The sequence below is a fragment of the Chryseobacterium sp. C3 genome, from assembly GCF_014218905.1.
Lineage (GTDB): Bacteria > Bacteroidota > Bacteroidia > Flavobacteriales > Weeksellaceae > Chryseobacterium > Chryseobacterium mucoviscidosis.
Genome location: NZ_JACLCU010000009.1, coordinates 182,534 through 203,239, shown reverse-complemented (window position 1 = coordinate 203,239; position 20,706 = coordinate 182,534). Strand labels below are relative to the sequence as shown.

14 protein-coding genes, 7 tRNA genes and 1 other RNA gene are annotated in these 20,706 nt (G+C 34.6%); 5 read left to right on the top strand and 17 right to left on the bottom strand.

Annotation, left to right across the window (positions count from 1 at the left end; translation table 11 throughout):
• Positions 1–144: 144 nt before the first annotated feature.
• From H6W53_RS19085 to rpsU, 10 genes are all read right to left on the bottom strand, one after another.
• Positions 145–216: transfer RNA gene (locus H6W53_RS19085), tRNA-Thr, on the bottom strand.
• Positions 217–256: 40 nt separating this feature from the next.
• Positions 257–329 (bottom strand) — tRNA-Gly (locus H6W53_RS19080).
• Positions 330–413: 84 nt separating this feature from the next.
• Positions 414–494, bottom strand: a tRNA-Tyr gene (locus tag H6W53_RS19075).
• Positions 495–514: 20 nt separating this feature from the next.
• Positions 515–588, bottom strand: a tRNA-Thr gene (locus H6W53_RS19070).
• Positions 589–680: 92 nt separating this feature from the next.
• Positions 681–753: transfer RNA gene (locus H6W53_RS19065), tRNA-Gly, on the bottom strand.
• 84 nt (positions 754–837) lie between these two features.
• Positions 838–918 (bottom strand) — tRNA-Tyr (locus H6W53_RS19060).
• Between the two features lie 20 nt (positions 919–938).
• A tRNA-Thr gene (locus H6W53_RS19055) sits at positions 939–1,012 on the bottom strand.
• 109 nt (positions 1,013–1,121) lie between these two features.
• Entirely contained in the window at positions 1,122–1,412 is a 291-nt protein-coding gene (locus H6W53_RS19050; protein ID WP_076390695.1) for an HPF/RaiA family ribosome-associated protein, read from the bottom strand.
• Positions 1,409–2,296 carry a tyrosine-type recombinase/integrase gene (locus tag H6W53_RS19045; RefSeq protein WP_076390996.1) on the bottom strand — a complete coding sequence of 296 codons (888 nt, stop codon included), beginning with the start codon at positions 2,294–2,296 and terminating at the stop codon, positions 1,409–1,411. The genes H6W53_RS19050 and H6W53_RS19045 overlap by 4 nt, the downstream gene beginning before the upstream one ends.
• A gap of 82 nt (positions 2,297–2,378) precedes the next feature.
• Positions 2,379–2,576 carry a 30S ribosomal protein S21 gene (rpsU, locus tag H6W53_RS19040; RefSeq protein WP_062697349.1) on the bottom strand — a complete coding sequence of 66 codons (198 nt, stop codon included), beginning with the start codon at positions 2,574–2,576 and terminating at the stop codon, positions 2,379–2,381.
• Between the two features lie 359 nt (positions 2,577–2,935).
• Here rpsU and H6W53_RS19035 point away from each other — a divergent pair, with 359 nt between their 5' ends.
• From H6W53_RS19035 to H6W53_RS19025, 3 genes are all read left to right on the top strand, one after another.
• Positions 2,936–6,763: a T9SS type B sorting domain-containing protein gene (locus H6W53_RS19035; RefSeq protein WP_185208989.1), complete on the top strand. Its 3,828-nt coding sequence runs from the start codon at positions 2,936–2,938 to the stop codon at positions 6,761–6,763.
• Between the two features lie 386 nt (positions 6,764–7,149).
• Positions 7,150–7,551, top strand: a transfer-messenger RNA (tmRNA) gene (gene ssrA, locus H6W53_RS19030).
• Positions 7,552–7,798: 247 nt separating this feature from the next.
• Entirely contained in the window at positions 7,799–9,025 is a 1,227-nt protein-coding gene (locus tag H6W53_RS19025; RefSeq protein WP_098972089.1) for a site-specific integrase, read from the top strand.
• Between the two features lie 364 nt (positions 9,026–9,389).
• Here the strand turns inward: H6W53_RS19025 and H6W53_RS19020 are convergent, their stop codons facing one another.
• Together H6W53_RS19020 and H6W53_RS19015 are read right to left on the bottom strand one after the other, a co-directional pair.
• The gene (locus tag H6W53_RS19020) at positions 9,390–12,257 is read right to left on the bottom strand and encodes a type I restriction endonuclease subunit R (RefSeq protein ID WP_185208987.1); all 2,868 of its coding nucleotides are present in this window, start codon (positions 12,255–12,257) and stop codon (positions 9,390–9,392) included.
• A gap of 90 nt (positions 12,258–12,347) precedes the next feature.
• Entirely contained in the window at positions 12,348–13,274 is a 927-nt protein-coding gene (locus H6W53_RS19015; RefSeq protein WP_185208985.1) for a tyrosine-type recombinase/integrase, read from the bottom strand.
• 84 nt (positions 13,275–13,358) lie between these two features.
• Here H6W53_RS19015 and H6W53_RS19010 point away from each other — a divergent pair, with 84 nt between their 5' ends.
• Positions 13,359–14,561, top strand: a complete 1,203-nt coding sequence (locus tag H6W53_RS19010) for a restriction endonuclease subunit S (protein WP_185208983.1) — start codon at positions 13,359–13,361, stop codon at positions 14,559–14,561.
• Here H6W53_RS19010 and H6W53_RS19005 read toward each other — a convergent pair.
• Positions 14,554–14,988 (bottom strand): restriction endonuclease subunit S, encoded by a 435-nt coding sequence (locus H6W53_RS19005; RefSeq protein ID WP_317169759.1) that lies wholly within the window; start codon positions 14,986–14,988, stop codon positions 14,554–14,556. The genes H6W53_RS19010 and H6W53_RS19005 overlap by 8 nt on opposite strands.
• 157 nt (positions 14,989–15,145) lie before the next feature.
• Here H6W53_RS19005 and H6W53_RS19000 point away from each other — a divergent pair, with 157 nt between their 5' ends.
• Positions 15,146–15,736 (top strand): restriction endonuclease subunit S, encoded by a 591-nt coding sequence (locus H6W53_RS19000; protein WP_185208980.1) that lies wholly within the window; start codon positions 15,146–15,148, stop codon positions 15,734–15,736.
• On the opposite strand, the gene H6W53_RS18995 is transcribed toward H6W53_RS19000, so the two are convergent.
• From H6W53_RS18995 to H6W53_RS18980, 4 genes are all read right to left on the bottom strand, one after another.
• Positions 15,729–16,895 carry a restriction endonuclease subunit S gene (locus H6W53_RS18995; protein WP_185208978.1) on the bottom strand — a complete coding sequence of 389 codons (1,167 nt, stop codon included), beginning with the start codon at positions 16,893–16,895 and terminating at the stop codon, positions 15,729–15,731. The two genes, H6W53_RS19000 and H6W53_RS18995, sit on opposite strands and share 8 nt — an antisense overlap.
• 47 nt (positions 16,896–16,942) lie before the next feature.
• Positions 16,943–18,493, bottom strand: a complete 1,551-nt coding sequence (locus H6W53_RS18990) for a type I restriction-modification system subunit M (protein WP_185208976.1) — start codon at positions 18,491–18,493, stop codon at positions 16,943–16,945.
• Between the two features lie 166 nt (positions 18,494–18,659).
• A complete protein-coding gene (locus tag H6W53_RS18985) occupies positions 18,660–20,417 on the bottom strand; it encodes a protein kinase domain-containing protein (RefSeq protein ID WP_185208974.1) in 1,758 nt (585 codons plus the stop codon).
• Positions 20,414–20,704 (bottom strand): DUF6804 family protein, encoded by a 291-nt coding sequence (locus H6W53_RS18980; RefSeq protein ID WP_185208972.1) that lies wholly within the window; start codon positions 20,702–20,704, stop codon positions 20,414–20,416. Before H6W53_RS18980 ends, H6W53_RS18985 begins: the two co-directional genes overlap by 4 nt.
• Positions 20,705–20,706 lie beyond the last annotated feature (2 nt).

Below are 20,706 nucleotides of genomic sequence, written 5' to 3'. Positions count from 1 at the left end.
ATGAATTCGAATTGCTTTTTTATGCAGAGTGTTTAACAGAATCTAAAAGGTAAGTCACATTATTTTTAATTTTTCCGAAAATTTTTAAAATTTCAGATAAAATTCAGGCATAAAAAAATCCCGAAGAAATCGGGATAAAATGAGAGCCAACTACGGGACTTGAACCCGTGACCTCTTCCTTACCAAGGAAGCACTCTACCGCTGAGCTAAGTCGGCTTAAAATAAAAAATCACACCAAAAAGCGTGATTTTTATTGAGCGGAAGACGGGGGTCGAACCCGCGACATTCAGCTTGGAAGGCTGACGCTCTACCAACTGAGCTACTTCCGCAATTTTGTTTCCAAAATTATTGGTAACGCTGTGCAAACTTAAGGAAAATCCTTTATTTATGCAACTTTTTTCTAATATAAAATGTGGGGAGAGCAGGATTCGAACCTACGAAGCCGAAGCAACTGAGTTACAGTCAGTCCCATTTAGCCACTCTGGAATCTCCCCAGATATTTTATATTAAATTGAGCTTCCAGAGGGATTCGAACCCACGACCCCGAGATTACAAATCACGTGCTCTGGCCAACTGAGCTATGGAAGCATTTTAATAAATGGACTGAACGCTGTGAGAAACTCTACTCTACATCATTTCAGTAGTAAAAAAAATCACGCTTTTTACGAGTGTGATATTTGAGCGGAAGACGGGGGTCGAACCCGCGACATTCAGCTTGGAAGGCTGACGCTCTACCAACTGAGCTACTTCCGCAATTTTGTTTCCAAAATTATTGGTAACGCTGTGCAAACTTAAGGAAAATCCTTTATTTATGCAACTTTTTTCTAATATAAAATGTGGGGAGAGCAGGATTCGAACCTACGAAGCCGAAGCAACTGAGTTACAGTCAGTCCCATTTAGCCACTCTGGAATCTCCCCAGATATTTTATATTAAATTGAGCTTCCAGAGGGATTCGAACCCACGACCCCGAGATTACAAATCACGTGCTCTGGCCAACTGAGCTATGGAAGCATTATTAAAAAAGAATTCAAAAGATCGCTGTTCCCTTTTTGCGAGTGCAAATATAGAACGGATTTTTTGAATTCTCAAATTTTTTAATAACTTTTTTTAACTTTTTTTTCTAAGCCATTTCTTTTTTCTTGATTAATAGCTTTTTAGCAGTATCAACGCATAGGTCTAAACTTTCCTCAAAACTTGCAGAGGTTTTCTTTACTACAATATCGTCTCCCGGAACCGCCAAAATAATCTCGGCCGTTTTGTTTGCTTTATCCGAGTTGTTTTCTACTTTTAAAAATATTTTACACTCCTGAATTTTGTCATAAAAAGTATCCAGTTTGCTTACTTTTTTTTCAATGTGTGATTCTAGTGGTTCGTGTGGAGTTAAACCAATTGATTGTACTGTGATCTTCATAATTCGTCATTTTTTGAGGCTCTTGGATGAGCCCGATTAAACACTTTTTTCAATTGTTCAATATTGGCATTCGTATAGACTTGAGTACTTGCAAGGCTGGAATGTCCTAATATTTTTTTTACTTTAGAGATCTCTGCCCCATTATCCAAAACGTGCGTAGCAAAGCTGTGACGAAGGATGTGAGGACTTCTTTTTTCTTTTGTTGTTATAAGACTAAGGTACTTATTAACGACCACATAAACAAATTTTTCAGTGAGTTTTTTGCCTTTCTTATTGACAAAAAAATACAAATCGTATTCAGACAGTGGTTTCCTTATTTTCAAATAACTTTTAAGCAGATCCGAAAGTTCTCCGGAGATGGGGATGTATCTTTCTTTGTTTCCCTTTCCTATTATTTTCAGTTCGTTTCCGCTAAGGTTTACATTTTCAAAAGTCATACCACAAAGCTCTGCTTTCCTGATTCCTGTCTGATAAAGCACCTCAACGATACATTTATCCAGAATATCGTTAATTTCTTCAAAAACCTGATCATTAAGTGTTTGCATTTCTTCTTTTGATATCGGAATCTGCTTTTCGGGATAAAATTTTAATGAAGAAATACTTTCTGTGGGAGAAATTTTTATTTCACCAATCTTTAAAAGAAAAAGGTAAAAGCTGCGAAGCGAAGACAGTTTCCGGTTGATACTCCGCTTGGAAATATCATTTTCGCTCAGCTCTACGATAAAATTTCTGATTATTTTTTTGTCGGCTTTGGAAATATCTTCCGAAGCTTCTGTCTTCAGGCAGAAATGGGAAAAATCTTCAAGATCTTTTCGGTAGCTTGTAATGGTGTGAGGAGAATATCTCTTCTCGAACTGTAAATATTCCAGGAATTTGTCCAGCATCATTTAGTATATAAAAACAAAAAATTCACTCTTCAAATATAAACATTTAAAGAGTGAATTTAGTATGGGTGTAAGAAAATTCTTAAGCCTGTTCTTCTTTGCTAAGATTTCTTTGCTTGTGAGCAGCCTTTAATCTAGCTTGTCTTAAAGTTACAGAAGGCTTGATAAACTGTTGTCTAGCTCTTAACTGACGAACTGTACCCGTTTTATCAAATTTTCTTTTATATTTTTTTAATGCTCTGTCGATAGACTCTCCGTCTTTTACTGGAATTATTAACATATATTACATCTCATTTTGGATTGCAAAAGTAAACATTATTTATGAAACCGCAAAACTTTATTCAATAAAAATCTTTAAAATCATATAACTTAAATTTTCAAAATAACTTATTAAGAAAAGCATTTAACATATTATTCGTAATAATTTAAGTGTATTTATAAAAAATTATTCAACAAATTATATGGTTTTGCATTCTTTATTTATTTAGATTTGCAGATTATATTAAACTGCTTAAAACCAAACAGCTATGATCCTATCCCATTACTCCTTTTTTATAAGGACTTTTCTGTTTTCACAGTCTACAGAATCTAAGTTTTGATTTATTTCGAGTAAAAACCATATTTCATATTCCCTTCAACATGCTTAAAAAATTACTCTTTTCTATCGTAATGCTCTTTTCTGTTTTTGTGTTTTCACAGGAAGATTGCGTTTCCGCTATTACCGTCTGCGGAAATTCGGGCATTAATTATACTCCTGTAGGAATCGGCAACACCAATGAAACTCTGGGAGGATGCCTTTCTTACGAAAATCACTCGGTTTGGTATAAATTTACGATCGCCACCAGCGGAACGCTTACTTTTGACCTCGCTCCTACCGGACCGGTAGATTATGACTGGGCGATTTACGGACCGAATGTAACCTGCTCCAACAGAGGAACTCCGGTAAGATGCAACGCTTCCGGATATTACACCAATACAGGGATGAACATGACGAATACCAATACCTCATCCGGCGCAGGAAATACAGATCCTTACTGTAAATATATGGATGTCGTGGCGGGTCAGACGTATTATCTGTATATCGACAACTGGTCTACAACAGTTTACACTTTTAATTTAACATGGGGAGGAACGGCAACTTTTGTATCTCCTTTCACCAATTCCACAATTGCTCCCAATCCTTTTGTGCCGCCGGGAAATCCGGGACCAACGGCAAGTTCTCCGAGAGAAATAAATATTTGCGGAAGTTCTGCAACATTTAATTTCAGTACCTTATCGCCGGGAATATTAAACGGAAATCCCAATTTTTATGTTTCCTATTACAGTACAGCGAACAACGCAGCTACTGGAACGAACCCGATTACCGCACCTATTACTGTCAATACGAGTAATACCTATTATTATAGCATCAGTTATCAGGATCCTAACAATCCCAATAATTCTATTAATTCCTGTAAACAAACGAATGCTATCATTTTTAAAGACAAAAGTGTAACGGCATCTATAACTGCATCCTCCACAAAGTTATGTCCTAACGGAAATGTTACTTTAACATCGAACAATGCGACAGGAAACACGTGGTCTACAGGAGCAACAACCCAGTCTATCACTGTAACTACACCCGGAACCTATACTTTAACGAGCAGCAACGGAATCTGTACGAGTCCACAAGCTTCCGTTACCATCACCCAAGACATAGATCCAAATGCGCAGATCAGCGGAAATCTGACATTGTGTGAAAATACTTCTACAATTCTTACTGCAACTTCAACGGGAACAGGAAACACCTATTCATGGTCTACCGGAGCTACAACTCCTTCAATTACCGTAACTGCTCCCGGAACGTATATAGTAACCGTAAAAACTCCGGCGAACTGCCAATACACAAAACCCGTAACGGTTGTACAGGGTGCGGTCCCTGTTGCTCAAAATGCGACTTTAACCAATTGCTCCAGTACAAGTACAGCAATTTTTAATTTAACAACAGCACAGCCCAACATAAGCACGACTTCAGGAGTTACTTTTGATTATTATGTGAATCAGGCAGATGCCATTGCCGGAAATACAAATACCATTGCAACACCAACCGCTTATACATCGGGAAACGCAACTATTTATGTAAGAGTAAAAACAGCAACGTGCTCAAAGGTAGTTTCGCTTCAACTCAATATAACCCAGCTTGCCTCTCCAACGATTACAAGTTCATCTTTGACGATCTGTTTTGGCGGAAATGTAACGCTTACTTCAAGTGTTCCAACCGGAAATACATGGTCTACCGGAGCAACAACACAATCTATCACGGTTACATCCGGAGGAACTTATTCTTTAACCAACACCAACGGAATATGTACGAGTGCGCCCGTTTCAGTAACATTAACCGCAGAAAGCGATCCGAATCCTCAGATTACGGGAAATTTAATCGTCTGCGGGTCTCCGACAACCTTAACAGCAACGTCTAACGGAACAGGAAATACATATTCATGGTCTACAGGCGCCATAGGAAATTCAATTTCAGTTTCAGTGCCGGGAACTTATACGGTGACTGTAAATACTCCTGCCAACTGCCAGTACACAAAATCTGTGACAGTAGTTCAGGGAGCAGTGCCTGTGGTACAAAATTCATCTTTAAGCGTCTGTTCAAATAACAATACCGGAACATTTAATTTAACATCAGCGCAACCGAATATCAGTACAACAACAGGAGTAACATTCAGTTATTATCTGAATCAGGCAGATGCATTAACCGGAAACAGTAATACGATTGCAAATACTTCGGCTTATATTTCAGGAAATGCTACGATTTATGTTTTGGTAAAATCAGGCTCATGTTCGAAAATTGCTGAATTACAGTTAATTGTTAATGTAAAACCAATTCCGACAATTACTGCTTCATCGAATGTCATCTGTAACAACAATCCTGTTACCCTTACTTCGGGTTCAGCAACAGGAAACACATGGTCAAACGGCGCAACGACCCAGTCGATCACCGTATCTGCTCCGGGAACCTATACTTTAACCTATAATAACGGAACCTGCACAAGCGATCCTGTTTCCGTTACGATCACTCAGGGAACAGATCCGAATGTTCATATTTCCGGAAATTTAAATTTCTGCGAAGGTGCTTCAACCGTTTTAACGGCTAGTGCAAACGGAACGGGAAATACTTTTTCATGGTCAAACGGAGCCACAACTGCCACAACCACAGTAAATGCTTCCGGAATTTATACAGTAACGGTAACTACGCCGGACGGTTGTCAATATACAAAATCTGCAACCGTGACAATGGATCCGGCCATCGTCATTAATATTAATCCTCCGGCAGAAATTAACTGTACAAATGCTCAGGTTACTTTAAACGCAACGACTTCTGTTTATCAACCCGGATCTACTTTCTTATGGACCGCTACAGGTGGGGGAAATATTGTTTCCGGAGCCAATACGTTAACACCGGTTGTTAATAATTCAGGAACTTATACTTTAACGATTACAAGCCCGACTTCCAACGGATGCGTAAAACAAAGTTCTGTAACAGTTATTAAGAACATTACACCGCCGATCATCAGTGTTTCGGCACCAAAAATATCAATCTGTAAAGGTGAATCTATTGCTCTTACAGCAATGGGTGCAGCAACATACACATGGACGGGATTAACAGGAAACGGCAACACACAGATTGTTTCCCCGACAATCACCACAACTTATACGGTAACAGGAATCGGAACAAACGGCTGTTCTGCAACGACTCCTGCTACAATTACCATCACGGTTGTTCCTGAAATTGTTTCTACGCTAAAAAATATTGAGATCTGTAAGGGTGACAAAGGTATTCTGGATGCAGGAAGCGGTCCGAATTACTCTTATTCATGGAATACCGGAGCAACTTCTCAAACCATCAATGTAGACACCGCGGGAACCTATTCGGTAACCATCAGTAACGGAGTCTGTTCTAAAACGTTTACTGCAACGGTAGGATATATTGCAACTCCTCAAATTAAAGAAATCACTTACAAAGATCCATTTTTAACGATTATTGTACAAAATAACGGAAATGTACCTATAGAGTATTCCATAGACGGAGGCGTAACGTGGCAGGCTTCCAACACTTTCCAAGTACTAAAAAACACGAAATATTCGATAAGGGTAAGAAACAGAGGAGCAACCTGCGATACCACGGCAGAATATTATACGTTCTTTATGGCAAACGTTATTACCCCGAACAGTGACGGAAGCAATGATGTGATTGATTTCAGCGAGATCAGCAAATACGGAAATTTTGAAGGGGGCATTTTCGACCGATACGGAAAAGAAGTTTTCCGACCGACCACCAAAACGCCGATCTGGGACGGAAAATACATCGGAAGACCTCTTCCTACAGGAACGTATTGGTATAAATTACAATGGGAAGATAAAATCATTAAAAAGCCTGTTCAGCTTTCGGGATGGATTTTACTAAAGAACAGGGATTGATGAGGTTGAAGTTAAGACTGAGATTGAGATTAAGATTGAGGTTGAGATTAAAATTGAGGAAAGGATTTAGATGAATTATAGAAGTGTCGGGTTTTTTCCGGCACTTTTTGTTTTTTGAGGGTTATTTTTTTGCTGTTCAGGCTTTTGTTCTTTGCTTAAAAGTTTTTTTGTCTATCATTTATACTACCCACTTCCACCCTAGCCCTGATTGTAGAGAAAATCCCGGAATGGAGCGGCGGAGCGAAGCGGAGCCGCGTAATGAGGAATTGCAACGGAAAGCAGGATAAAGCTTCAAATAAAATACATGAAATCCCATTATTAAAATGACTGAAAGAATATGAACTGAATTTGAATAAAAGTGTTATCTTTGCATTCACTTTATTCATGGGGTTGACTGGTTTCGACAGCAAGGTCAATGGGTAAGTAAGCATGCAGAGAACCGTAGCGCGATCTCTATAATCCCTTGCTACAAAATTTTAACTGGCAACGAAGAGTTCGCTCTTGCAGCTTAATATCGAAGTATAGTAGATCAAGCGTTTCCCCGAAGATTTTAGTAAGGGAGCAAGATATTCCACAAATGCTCTGTTCTGCGGCGTTTGATTCTGGGATATAGGAATGCAGAAATAAGGCTTTTGCTGCTTCGGCTAAAGCTCGAAAACCTCAGAAGATAAGTCGGAAGTTGGGTGTCTGCTCTCTGCTTCCGGTCGAAAACCAATAGCAGAATAAGCATGTAGAAAGCTTATGTATTGCTTGTTTGGACGAGGGTTCGAATCCCTCCAACTCCACCAGGTGGGAAACCAAATTAATCTAAAAGCCTTTAAATCCTAGTATTTAAGGGCTTTTTTATTTTTTGAGTTATCAAAATATACCAAAGAAATACAAATCGAACGTGAGTCATTCGGTGAGTCGTCTTTAGGCAGCATTTTGACTCACCGAATTCTCATTAAACAGCTTATTCATCAGCCTGTTCAATGATTGAACATCTTGTAGGTTTAAAGGTTCAGCAATATTATTAACCTTTAAAATTAAAATGTTATGCAAACCTACAGCTTACTGTTTTATGCCAAAAAGGCAAAAAACAACCCTGAATTATCAACAATTTACATGAGAATCACTGTTGCCGGAAGACGAACGGAAATTTCAACAGGACAAACGGTAAAAACTCCTCAATGGAGTATAAAATTAGGAAAGGTATCAGGTAATAGTCCCAATGGTAAACAATTAAACTCCTTACTGGAAAGCTTCAGAGCTAAATTATTTGAATGCTATAATTCCTTGTATAACGAAGGCAAAGAGATAACTTGTGAAAATCTTCGAAATAAATATTTAGGAATTGAAGAAAAAAAAGTTACTCTTATTGAAGCTTTTAAAGATCACAACTCAAAGGTAAAGGAACTTATAGATAGAGAATTTTCTAAAGGAACGTGGAAACGGTATGAAACATCATTACGACATACTCAGGCATTTTTGAAATGGAAATTTAATCTCAGTGATATTGATGTCCGTCATATTAATCCCGGATTCGTTGCAGATTATGAGTTTTACCTACGTACTGTTAGAAACTGCTCCAATAATTCTGCTGTAAAATACATTAGAAATTTTCAAAAAATAATCAATATTTGTCTCAACAATGAATGGATTAGCAAAAACCCCTTTATAGGTTATAAATCTAAAATAGAAAGCGTAGATGTCAGATTCTTAACTGATATTCAGCTACAAAAAATCCGTGAAAAGAATTTTAATTCTGACAGATTAAGAGTAGTCCGTGATATTTTCGTATTCTGCTGTTTTACTGGTTTAGCCTATATTGATGCCAAGAATCTTACTAGAGATAAAATAACAAAAGGAATTGATACAGGGTTATGGATAAAAACTAAAAGGGTTAAAACAAAGGTCGAAGCCAGTATACCCCTGCTACCAGAAGCACAGGAAATTTTAAGTAGATATGAAAATCATCCGAAATGTGTAAATGAAAATACTGTTTTACCGGTACTAAGCAATCAAAAGATGAATGGGTATTTAAAAGAGATTGGAGACTTATGTGAAATTGATTTTGATATTACTTTTCACACGGCAAGACATACATTTGCTACTACGGTTACCCTCAATAATGGTGTACCTTTAGAGACCGTAAGTAAAATGCTTGGTCATGCCAACATTCGAATGACGCAGCATTATGCTAAAATACAAGATAAAAAAATTGGAGAGGATATGCTGGTATTAAAAAAAATATTGATAAAAGAAAAAAAAGAAGTGTGTTGAAGATGTAAACCATAGTACTGCCACTCTTCCTCCAATTGCAATAAAAGCATTTAAATTGGAAGAAACACTTTTCCACAAAGTGTGTAAGCTAAAAAGTTAGGCTTGGATTTTCATAATCTGAGTCCTTTTTTATTTTAAAGTTTTCAGGAAAAAGCTGTATCGGTTGAATACTAAGCTTTTATAAAGATTATCAAAAAAGTCAGGTAACGATTTGGTAACGGTGCTTATTGCTTTGCTTTTCAACGTGTTTCCGTTAGCTCAAGGCAAATATACAAAAATAGAAGGATAGAAAAATTAAAACCTATCCTTTATTTATCACTCTTAAATATTTTTGATTCTTATGAACACCTACTAGAATAAAACATTAATTTCCTGATATCCCATTAACAAAAGTGTCTATGAATCCTATGATTTTATTTAGAATACGATCTCCGATTTCCTTAGATTTTAATACACTTGGTCTTCCTTCTTTCCGTAAATCTAAAATTTCTTTTCGCAAAGGTTCACGTTCTGTAAACAAATAGTTCTCTATAAGTCTTTCCGTTTTTTCTTCGGAAAGATTTTCTGTCTTGACTAGTTCCTGAAGTGCCTTTTCTTGCTCTACATTCCAGAATTTTTCGAACTCTTCAGGAATGGTATCCGTATCTTCAATATGGGGTAAACTTTCTTGAATAAATTTCTCAATCAATTCCCTTTTACTTCTTAATGATACTTCGGTGTTCAGTAAATTGAAAATGTCTTTTTCAATACTTTCTTTGTCTTTTGCATTATGTTTAGAATTGAATTTAATCAGTAACTGAAGGATATAGGTTACATTGATGGTATCACGCCTAATCAATTCCAATTCAAAATCTATATCATTGAGAATAGACGCTTTTTTAGATGGGTCAGTAGGATCAAGTCTTTCCTTTAAATCCAAATATTTGCTCGTGTAATCTGCAAAAAGCTGTTCTTCCATCTGTAAATCATCCCAAGTAAATTCTGTATAATGGCTCATTTTTTTGTGCAAACGCATCATGGCACGGAAAGCCAAAATAAATTGTAGCTGATCTTCTTCCGAATATAAACCGTCAACAGATACTACTTGTGGAACAATTTCTAATAATTTCTGCGTGGCTTCGTTAAACTTTTCTACATACGCTTCGTATGGTTCCACTATAATTTCGTCAATTGCTTCTTTATTGCTGAATAAAGCTATGGCTTCGTCTGTTTTGTCTTTAAGGTTTCGGAAACATACAATATTTCCCTGTGTTTTATTCTTATCTAGGATACGATTGGTACGGCTAAACGCTTGTATCAATCCATGATATTTCAGATTTTTATCAACGTATAAGGTGTTTAAATATTTACTATCGAACCCTGTCAAAAACATATTGGCAACCAACAAAATATCTGTCTCATTTTGTTTTGACTTCTTTGCTACTGCATTGTAATAATTGTAAAATCCTTCGGTATCTTTTACGTTCTGTTTCTCTCCAAATAATTCATTAAAGTCTTGTACATACGTTTCTAATAATTCTCTACGATGAGGTTTGTAGCCGTAAACTGCTTGTGGTTCAGCAACCATTCCTAATTGGGAATAAACAGCATCTTCCATTTCTTCTTCATTCTGAGCAAAGCTAAAAATAGTCGCTATTTTTAGCTCGTGCTGTCCCTCTTGTTTTTTACGCTTGAAAATTTCATAGTATTGAATGACGGAATCAATATCCTGTACACACATCATGGCACAAAACTTCCTGTTTTGCGTTTTCTGATCGTGGTATTGAATGATGTAATCTACAATGGCTTCCTTTCGTTCAGGAGCTTCAAAAACTTCAGTTTCATTGATTTGTTCTACTTTTAAATCAATGATATGTTCTTTCTGTTTGAAAGTCTGAATGTATTCTACAGAAAACTTCAGTACATTCTCATCACGTATGGCATCTGTAATTACATATTTATGCAGACATTTTCCAAACAAGCTTGCAGTTGTTTTTTCTCCATCTGCATTCTCTGCCAAAATAGGTGTACCTGTAAAGCCAAATAATTGAATATTGGTAAAATAATTGACGATGTTTTTGTGGGTATCACCAAATTGCGAACGATGGCACTCGTCAAATATAAAAACCATCCTTTCGTGCTGAATGGATTTCATTTTTGATAAGTTTCTACCTGAAATTGCGTTATTTAGCTTTTGAATGGTGGTAACGATGATGCGAACATTCGGGTCGTTTAATTTATGAATAAGGTCATCCGTATTAGTAGCAGAACTTACCGAGCCCTTACTAAATTTATCGTACTCCTGGTTGGTTTGATAATCCAAATCTTTTCTATCTACCACAAAAACCACTTTTTTGATAGCTGGAATTTTGGATAGAATCTGACTGGCTTTGAAACTGGTTAAGGTTTTTCCACTTCCAGTTGTATGCCAGATGTAGCCATTTTTTTCGATGTTATAGCCATTCAGAATTTCGTTTTCTTTTACCTTTTTGATAATACTTTCTACCGCATAATATTGGTATGGACGAAGTACCATCAGACGTTTATCAGTTTCATTCAGAACGATGTATTTACAGATCATTTTACTGATATGACAAGGTTCCAAAAAAGAATCGGTAAAGCCGTTTAAAATATTATTTAGTGGATTATTTTGTTCATCTGTCCAATGAAAAGTTTGAAGATATTCCTGCTTATGTGTTCCAAAATTGCTAAAATATTTGGTGTTTACACCGTTACTTATAACGAATAATTGTACAAAATGAAACAAACCCTTTCCAGCACCAAAGCTATGTTTTTGATAGCGGTTGATTTGGTTGAATGCTTCTTTCATTTCTAAGCCTCTTCGTTTCAGCTCAATTTGCACCAAAGGCAACCCATTCACGAGTAAGGTAACATCATAACGGTTTTCGTATTTCCCTTCTTGTGTAATTTGATTGGTTACCTGATATTCGTTCTGACACCAATGTTCTACATTGAGAAATTCAAAATACAGGTTATCACCATTATCACGAATAATATGATGCTTCTTTTCACGTAAAACCTTGGCTTTTTCAAATACAGAACCTTTATTGAGTATATTCAACACTTTTTCAAACTCACTATCGCTAAATTGTATATGATTATGCTTTTCTAATTGAATTTTCAGGTTTTCCAGTAATGCTTTTTCATCAGCAATAAAAGCGTATTTATATCCCAATTTCTGTAATTGGTCAACGAGTTGCTCTTCTAGAATTTGTTCGGACTGTTTGCTCAAAATAATTATGAATTAGGAGTTTATCTTGTTCTTTCCATCTATGTACAAATTTAACAAAATAAAATGTTCTCCTAATCCATAATCTAAAACTTATCTAAGAGCCTTAAACATCTGCTCAATAGCTTTTTTCTTTTGCTCCATATTGGGATGAACATAAAGATTCAGCGTTGTACTGATATTAGAATGCCCTAATAATACACTCACTGTTTTATAATCACAATTACTTTCAATACATCGGGTGGCGAAACTATGTCTTAACCCGTGAAATTTAAGTTCAGGCATTTTTAATTCTTTCATTAAATTTTTGTAATAGCTTCTGTAGGTTCTGGGTTCAGTTGGTTTAGCATCGTTTGTCAATACAAAAAACAAAGGATTCACAATCTTTTTAAATGGTTTCAATATTCTTAATAAATCCTTACTTATCGGAATTTCACGAATAGAATTTTTAGTTTTCGGGGTATCCAGAATCAATTCCGTTCTACGAGTTCCATCTTCTATCACATAAATACGCTGGATGGTTCTGTTAACACTGATAATTCCGTTATCGGTATCAATATCTTCCCAAGTTAAGGCGCATACTTCCCCAATACGCATTCCTGCACTTAAACATATATATACCCCTAAATTTCTAAATGTAAAATGTTCTTGTATATAGTTCATTATTTTTTTCTGATCAGTCTTGGTAAGCACTTCAATATTATGCTTTTCTCGTTCAGTAGGAAACTGAATATCAAAAGGGGTATACTGTAACCATTTGTTTTTAGCTCCAAATTTCAAAATCATTTTCAGAACAATTAAAATATCCTTAATTGTTTTATGACTTAAACCCGTTTCCAATTTTTGAAAAACAAAGCATTGGACATCAGCTTCCTCAATCGCAAATTTATTTCCGAAATTTGGTAGTAGATGATTCTCAATCAATAGCGTATAAGCTGAGAAACTTGATTTTTTTACATACTGTTTTTTGTCTATTTTCCATAGATCGATAACTTCTGAGAGTTGTTTTTGTTCATTCATTATAATTTAATTTTTTAAAATCTCAAAGGAAAGCAATTAAGGACATTTTATCCCGCAGATAGATTTGGAACTAAGGTTCCTAATTTGAGATTTCCTGAATTTACGGAGGAATGGGAAACTAAGAAGTTGGGGGAGATTTTGGAATTTAAGAATGGTATTAACGCTACAAAGGAACAATATGGTAGTGGATACAAGTTCATAAACGTATTGGACATTCTCAATAACGAGTTTATAACATACGATAAAATTATTGGGAGTGTAAATGTCAATGAAGAAATCATTGATAAATTCCCAGTAAACTACGGAGATATTCTGTTCCAAAGAAGTTCTGAGACACGAGAGGAAGTAGGAACAACAAGTGTATACTTAGATAAAGACAAAACTGCAACATTTGGAGGATTTGTAATTAGAGGTAAAAAAAATGGAGAATATGAACCTATTTTTTTGAATAAATCATTAAAAACTGATTTAATAAGAAATCAAATAACATCAAAATCGGGAGGAAGTACAAGATATAATATTGGTCAAGAAATATTAGCTTCTGTAACTCTGCCTCTTCCATCGCTCAATGAGCAAACTAAAATTGCATCATTTCTATCCTTAATAGACTCTCGAATCCAAACCCAAAACAAAATAATTGAACAATTAGAAACCTTAATTAAAGGGATAAGTGAAAAGGTATTTTCTCAGAAGATTAGATTTAGAGAATTTAGTGGTGATTGGGAATTGAAAAAGTTAGGAGAGGTTTTTTATTCAGAAAAAGGAAAGGGTCTTTCAAAAGACAGACTTATCCTCAATGGAAAATATGAATGTGTGCTATATGGTGAACTATACACAAAATACAAGGAAGTTATTTTCAATATTGTAAGCAAAACAAATGAAAACGATGGACTTAAATCTCAAATAGGAGATTTGTTAATACCAAGTTCAACAACTACCACAGGTATTGATTTAGCTAATGTCACCGCAATTAATAAAGAAAATGTGTTATTAGGTGGAGATATTACTGTTTTACGTAGTAGAAAAAAAATAAATAATGTCTTCTATGCTTACTATCTATCAAACTATAAAAAAGAAAAAATAGCTAGTTATGCACAAGGTAGCACCATTGTACATCTGTATTATAGTCATATAAAAGATATGTTAATCGATTTCCCTTCGTATGAAGAGCAGGATACCATATCTCAATTTCTCTCTTCCGTTGATACTAAGATTCAAATAGAGAAAAATATTTTGAATAAATATCTATATCAAAAGCAGTACCTACTACAAAAACTGTTTATATAAACAGTTTTTGTAGTAGGTACTTTTTCTGTATTTCATACCTTTGAAGTAACGTTTTTTCAGTTTTTATTTTTTTATCAATAGAAGATAATAACCTTTCTATTTTAATTTGTTCTTCTAAAGGAGGACAATAGATAGAAGCTTCTCCATAGTCTTTGAAATAAATATGTGGAATCCCTGAACCAACTTTATATTTTTCAAAGCTGAAAAATTTTAAACAGAAAAAAATATACCTTAAGTTAATTTTCGTTTTAGGTGTTAAATAATTTAGAGTGCCAATAACCGAAAATTTACCATTTCCATATTGAACTTTTCCAACTCCAGAACCATCTTTGATAATTAAAACTGCATCTTCATTAATTTGATAAATCTCCGTAAACGCAATAATGCCTGTAGCTCCGTAAACTGGATAAATTCCATTTTTATTAATTACATCGGATTCTGTTAATGAAGACGAATGACAAGAAATACAATGACTTATTTTTTTATTTGGTACTTGATTTAAAATTAGGTTTTGACAAAGCCCTTTAATTAAGGATTTTATTTCCTGAGTGAATACGCTTAGTAAGAAGATGTTCTCTGGTCAATTGAAATTTAAAGATAAAAATGGCAATAATTTTCCTGAGTGGGGGTCGAAAGAATTAGCAGAAGTTATGTCTGTTCCAGAAAAAATAAAATCAAAGAATATTGACAAAAGTAGATTACTTACTGTAAAACTTCATTTAAAAGGTGTTTCTCAAAATGATAATACAAATACTTTATCATTAGGAGCAACAAATTATTTCATTAGAAAGAAAGGGCAATTTATTTACGGAAAGCAAAATCTGTTTAACGGAGCTTTTGGTATTATTCCTGTTGAACTTGATGGATTTTTATCTTCTGGAGACGTACCTGCTTTGGATATTAAACACTCAAAAATTAACACGGCATATCTAATATATTTCTTAGGGAGAGTAGATTTTTACAAAAGATTAGAAGAATTGGCAACAGGTTCTGGAAGCAAACGGATACATGAGACTACATTATTAGGAATTAAAATAGATTTTCCGACAATTGAAGAGCAACATAAAATAGCTGACTTCTTATTATCTATCGATGGAAAAATTGAAATTGAAACCAATATCTTACAGAGGTTAGAGAGACAAAAGACATACTTTTTAGCCAATTTGTTTATATAAATAAATTGGCTAAAAGATATTGTTTCTGCTTAATTAATAGCGTATGAATTTCAAATTCAGTTTTTACTTTATCATCAATACTTGATAGAAAATCTGCAACATGTTTCTGTTGAATATAATTTGGCAATTGAATTTCCATAGGCTCAATTTCGGAAATGTAATGCCGTTTGTGTTCATTTGACGATAGATTTAAAAATGACAAATATTCAAATATAAATTTTAGGTTCACATTTGGTTTAGCTGTCAGTATTTTAATTGCTGAAGATTTTACTTTGAATGGAAAATTAACAAACTTTATATCCATTGTAAAATCATCGAAAATGATACATTGACCTTTGTCATAAATACCAAATTCTTCATTAGTATATCCTAATACAAAAGCTTTATTTGCAGTTAGAACTGGAATTAACGAAATATCAGATGAATAATCTGTATTTGTTATCAAATATTTAGTTGGCTGTTCATAATTTAAAGTATCCTTAACTTGAACAAATTCATTTTCTTGATTAAGAATTTGTTCATATAGCTGATAGCGAATCGTATTCTTTAATAACTTCAGTTCCTCAATTATTTTGTTTTGGGTTGATATCCTATCGTCAATAAGTGACAAAAGTTTTCCAATTTTTACTTGTTCATTTTTTTGAGGAATTGATAATTTGATTCCTTTTATGCTCTCAAAATTCAATCCTTCTCGACCACTTCCAGTTTGTAAACTATTAAAAATGTTTTGACCTTTATAAGAGGAAAATATTGGCTGAACAAATCTTGGATTGTAGTTTTGTTTTAATCTAATAATACAGACATGTTGGTTGACGTTTCCCATTTTAAAATCCTCAGGAACAACACAACTTCTTCCTAACGATGCCCCTGTAATATTAAGAAGTATATCATTAGACCTAACAATACTATTTTTCATTTGGTTATTTACAGATTCTGGAATAAATACAGAATTATCTAATTCTAACCCATCGTTGTTTACATTTTGACTCCTTATAAAAAGTACACCTTCCTTTGTGTAAACAGCTTCACCTCCTAAAGGAGTCTTCCCACTATTGACTTTATCAGCAATCTCCCCCAACTTCATAGTTTCCCATTCCTCCGTAAATTCAGAAAATCTCAAATTAGGAACGTTACCTACTTTTAATTTTTTATTTATCATCTCGATGATTCAATTTTCGTTAGTAAAAACATTAAGGATGTAAAAAATTAAAAAACAAGTCCCAATTCTTTGAAGTACACATCGATCTCTTTGTCCAGTTCCGCTCGTTTAGCTTCTAAAGATTTGATTTCCTGCATTACGGATTGGATATCGATTTCTTCTTCAGCTTCAAACGTATCTACGTAGCGAGGAATATTGAGATTATATTCATTCTCTTCAACTTCTTTCAAAGTAGCTAAGTGACTGTATTTCTCAATAGTCGTTCTGTTACGATAGGTTTCCACAATCTTATCGATATGTTCTTCCCGCAACATATTTTGGTTCTTTACTTTCTCGAATTCTTTGCTGGCATCAATAAATAAAATATGGTCAGGATCTTCCTTACACTTTTTAAATACCAGAATACAAGTCGGAATACTTGTTCCGTAGAAAATATTGGCAGGTAAGCCGATGACTGCATCCAAATAATTTTTCTGTTCAATCAGGTATTTGCGGATGTGCAGTTCTGCTGCGCCACGGAACAACACGCCATGAGGCAGAACAATAGCCATTGTTCCATTTTCTGCCAAATGATAGATCATATGTTGAACAAATGCAAAGTCAGCTTTGCTTGATGGTGCTAATTTTCCATATTGGCTAAAACGGTCATCATTTAAAAATAATGGATTGGCACTCCATTTCGCTGAAAAAGGAGGATTTGCGACAATTGCTTCAAATGGCATATCGTTTAGATGCTGCGGATGTTCCAGAGTATCTTCCTGCTTAATGTCAAATTTCAGATAATGTACTCCATGCAATATCATATTCATTCGAGCAAGATTGTAGGTGGTGCGGTTCATTTCTTGTCCGTAGAAATTATTGACATCTTTTACTTCTCTTGCAACACGTAATAATAATGATCCTGAACCACAAGTTGGGTCATATACCGATTTTAAACGATTTTTACCCGTTGTAACAATTTTTGCAAGAATTTTGGATACTTCTTGAGGTGTATAAAACTCTCCTGCTTTTTTTCCTGCACCGCTGGCAAACTGACCGATCAAATATTCATAAGCATCACCCAATACATCTAATTCTGTGTCATTCAATTTGAAGTCAATTTCATCGAGATGCTTCAAAACTTTTACGATAAGTGTATTTCTCGCATCAGCAGTTCTACCCAGATTATTACTATTCAAATCCATATCAGAGAACAAGTCCTCAAAGTCTTCTTCACTTTGTGTACCCATTGTGCTGAGCTGGATATTGGTCAGGATTTTTTGTAAATCTTCAAGAATAAAATTGTTATCACCTCTTTTGGTAATTTCGCTAAATAGCTCAGAAGGTTTTAAAAAATACCCTAATGTTTCCAGAGCTTCTTCTCGAATGGCTTCAATATATTCTAAACCTTTGGGCGTATCTTCTTTGATATCTCTGAATTGGATTTGATCTTCTTCCAAAATGGAATTCGCATAGATTTCCATTTTTTCAGCCAAATATTTATAAAAAATAAATCCCAAAATATAATCTCGGAATTCATCTGCATTCATTTTTCCACGTAACGTATTGGCTATATTCCAGAGCTGTTGCTCTAATATTTTCTTCTGTTCTTCTGACATTGAAATAAGCGTTATTTGATTAGGGATTTTTAATCCTTAAGAATCCACTAAAATAGTAAACTTTTAGATTCTAAAAACTATACTTTCTATTAAAAGGCAGATAGATATTGGCAAGCAGAAAATAAAGTCCAGATTGCAAATCTCTCATTATTGTTTGTTACAAAATCTATGTCCTAAATCCAATACTTGGTCTATCATTAGCGTTATTACTTTCTCCATCCATTTTTGCTTTTATGACCAAGTAACTATTTAACTCCTGTAATGAAATTGACGGTTTATTGTTTCGAATTGTCTCCAAAACAACGATTTTTGTAATTCGTGTATTTTCTTTTAAAGCCTTTCTTGAAGCCTCATCACATAAAAATTTGATGTCGCTTGATACGTAATTTTCAGTGGCTTTGGCTAATTCTTCGTAGTTCAAACCGATTTCTGTTGGACGCTTTTTTAAGTACAATTCAAACATCAATTTACGGGCTTCAAAGTCAGGTGGTGGCAAGTAAATATGTTTATCCAATCTCCCTGAACGCAAAACTGCTGGGTCAATAGCATTGGGTCTATTAGTAGCACCAACAATAAAAATTCCGTCTTCTCCGCAATTATTCATCTGTGCTAAAAATTCATTGACTGCACTTGTGTTCATATGACTGATGTTGGATGTGTCTCGACTAGGTACAAGAGCATCTAATTCATCTATGAAAATAATGCTTGGTGCATTTTGCCTTGCTTCATCAAACAAATTTTTGATATTTTCCTGTGAAGCATTGACAAACTTACTTTGAATATCAGAAGGTTTTATCTGATAAAAATTAAAACCAATTTCTTCTGCCATTTTCTCAGCAAAAAACGTTTTGCCACAACCAGGCGGACCATACAATAACATTCCATTGGGAATGGTCAAGCCATATTCTGCATATCGCTCTTTATCGTTCAAAGCATCTATTACATCTAACTGTATAGTTTCTTTCAATTCTTGCATTCCTGCTATGGCTGAAAATCCTTTGCCCTTTTTCTTTTCTTTAAATTGAATTTTTGTAGCTTTTTCTTCAGGAACAGAAAGTTCAACTTCTAATTCTCCGTTTAAAGCCTGTATAAATTCTTTGGCTGATTTAAAACGGTTTTCCGCTTTTGGCTGTAATGCTTTCACGATAATACGCTGCGTTTGTTCGTCTATTTTATCCGAAAATTTTAAAGGTTTTTTCCGTTCCTCCAAAATCGTTTCTTCCAACTGTATTTTATCGGATTTGTATTTGGATATTTCTACGAAGTAAGGTGGCAAGCCTGTCAATAAATGATAATACAAAGCACCAACCGAATAAATATCGCTTTTGAAAGAAAAGACCTTGTTAAAAGTTTCGTTAGCTGTATAAAACAAATTCAAACCGTCTTTCAAAAATTCTTTGTTGGATTGTTGCAAAAAACGAGCGTAGCCAAAATCTATGATTTTTGGAATGGCAACCTTACCTGATAAATCCAACATTATGTTTTGGTTTGTAATATCGTTATGAATGATTTGTTTGTTGTGCAAATAATTCAAACCATTTAGAACACTCAAAATGATACTTTTTGCTTCATACGGACTTAGTGTATTTTCACGCTTCATTTTGTCGGCTAAAGTTTCTCCACTAATAAAATCTAAAACTGCATAAGCATTTTTACGACTGTCAATAATAGTATTTCCGCTATCGTTGTACCTAACCAAATTGGGGTGTTTGACTTGCTTTAAAAGTTCAATTTCTAAAATATCTCCATTATCCGTAAACTGTGTACGATGTAATTTGGCAAGGTCAAATAGTTTGAGAAACTTCGTTTCTTTCGCTTCGTTTTGCACACGATACGTTTCGGCATAGCTTCCTTTTTTCAGAAAGAAGCTAACCGAATATTTATTGTCAATAGTTTGACCTTTGGATAATATAGATTTACTCATTTTTTATTATTTTTCGCTAAACTTACCAACAATCCAACGCCTACAATCACATCTACAATATTCCATAATTCTCGTCCTAGTGCAATTTTGAAAAACGGTTGAAATAGGAATGCTAATGCTCCATAGATAAACATTTCGGTTTGTCTGCTTTGCTGACTAGCTTGATAAGCCAAAACAGCAAAGCTGATTAACGCTATAAAATGCATCAGTTGATAATAACCATACGGCATATCCAAAAGGCAACCAAACATTAAAAAGGCTAAGCCTATTTTTATGATTTTTTCCATTC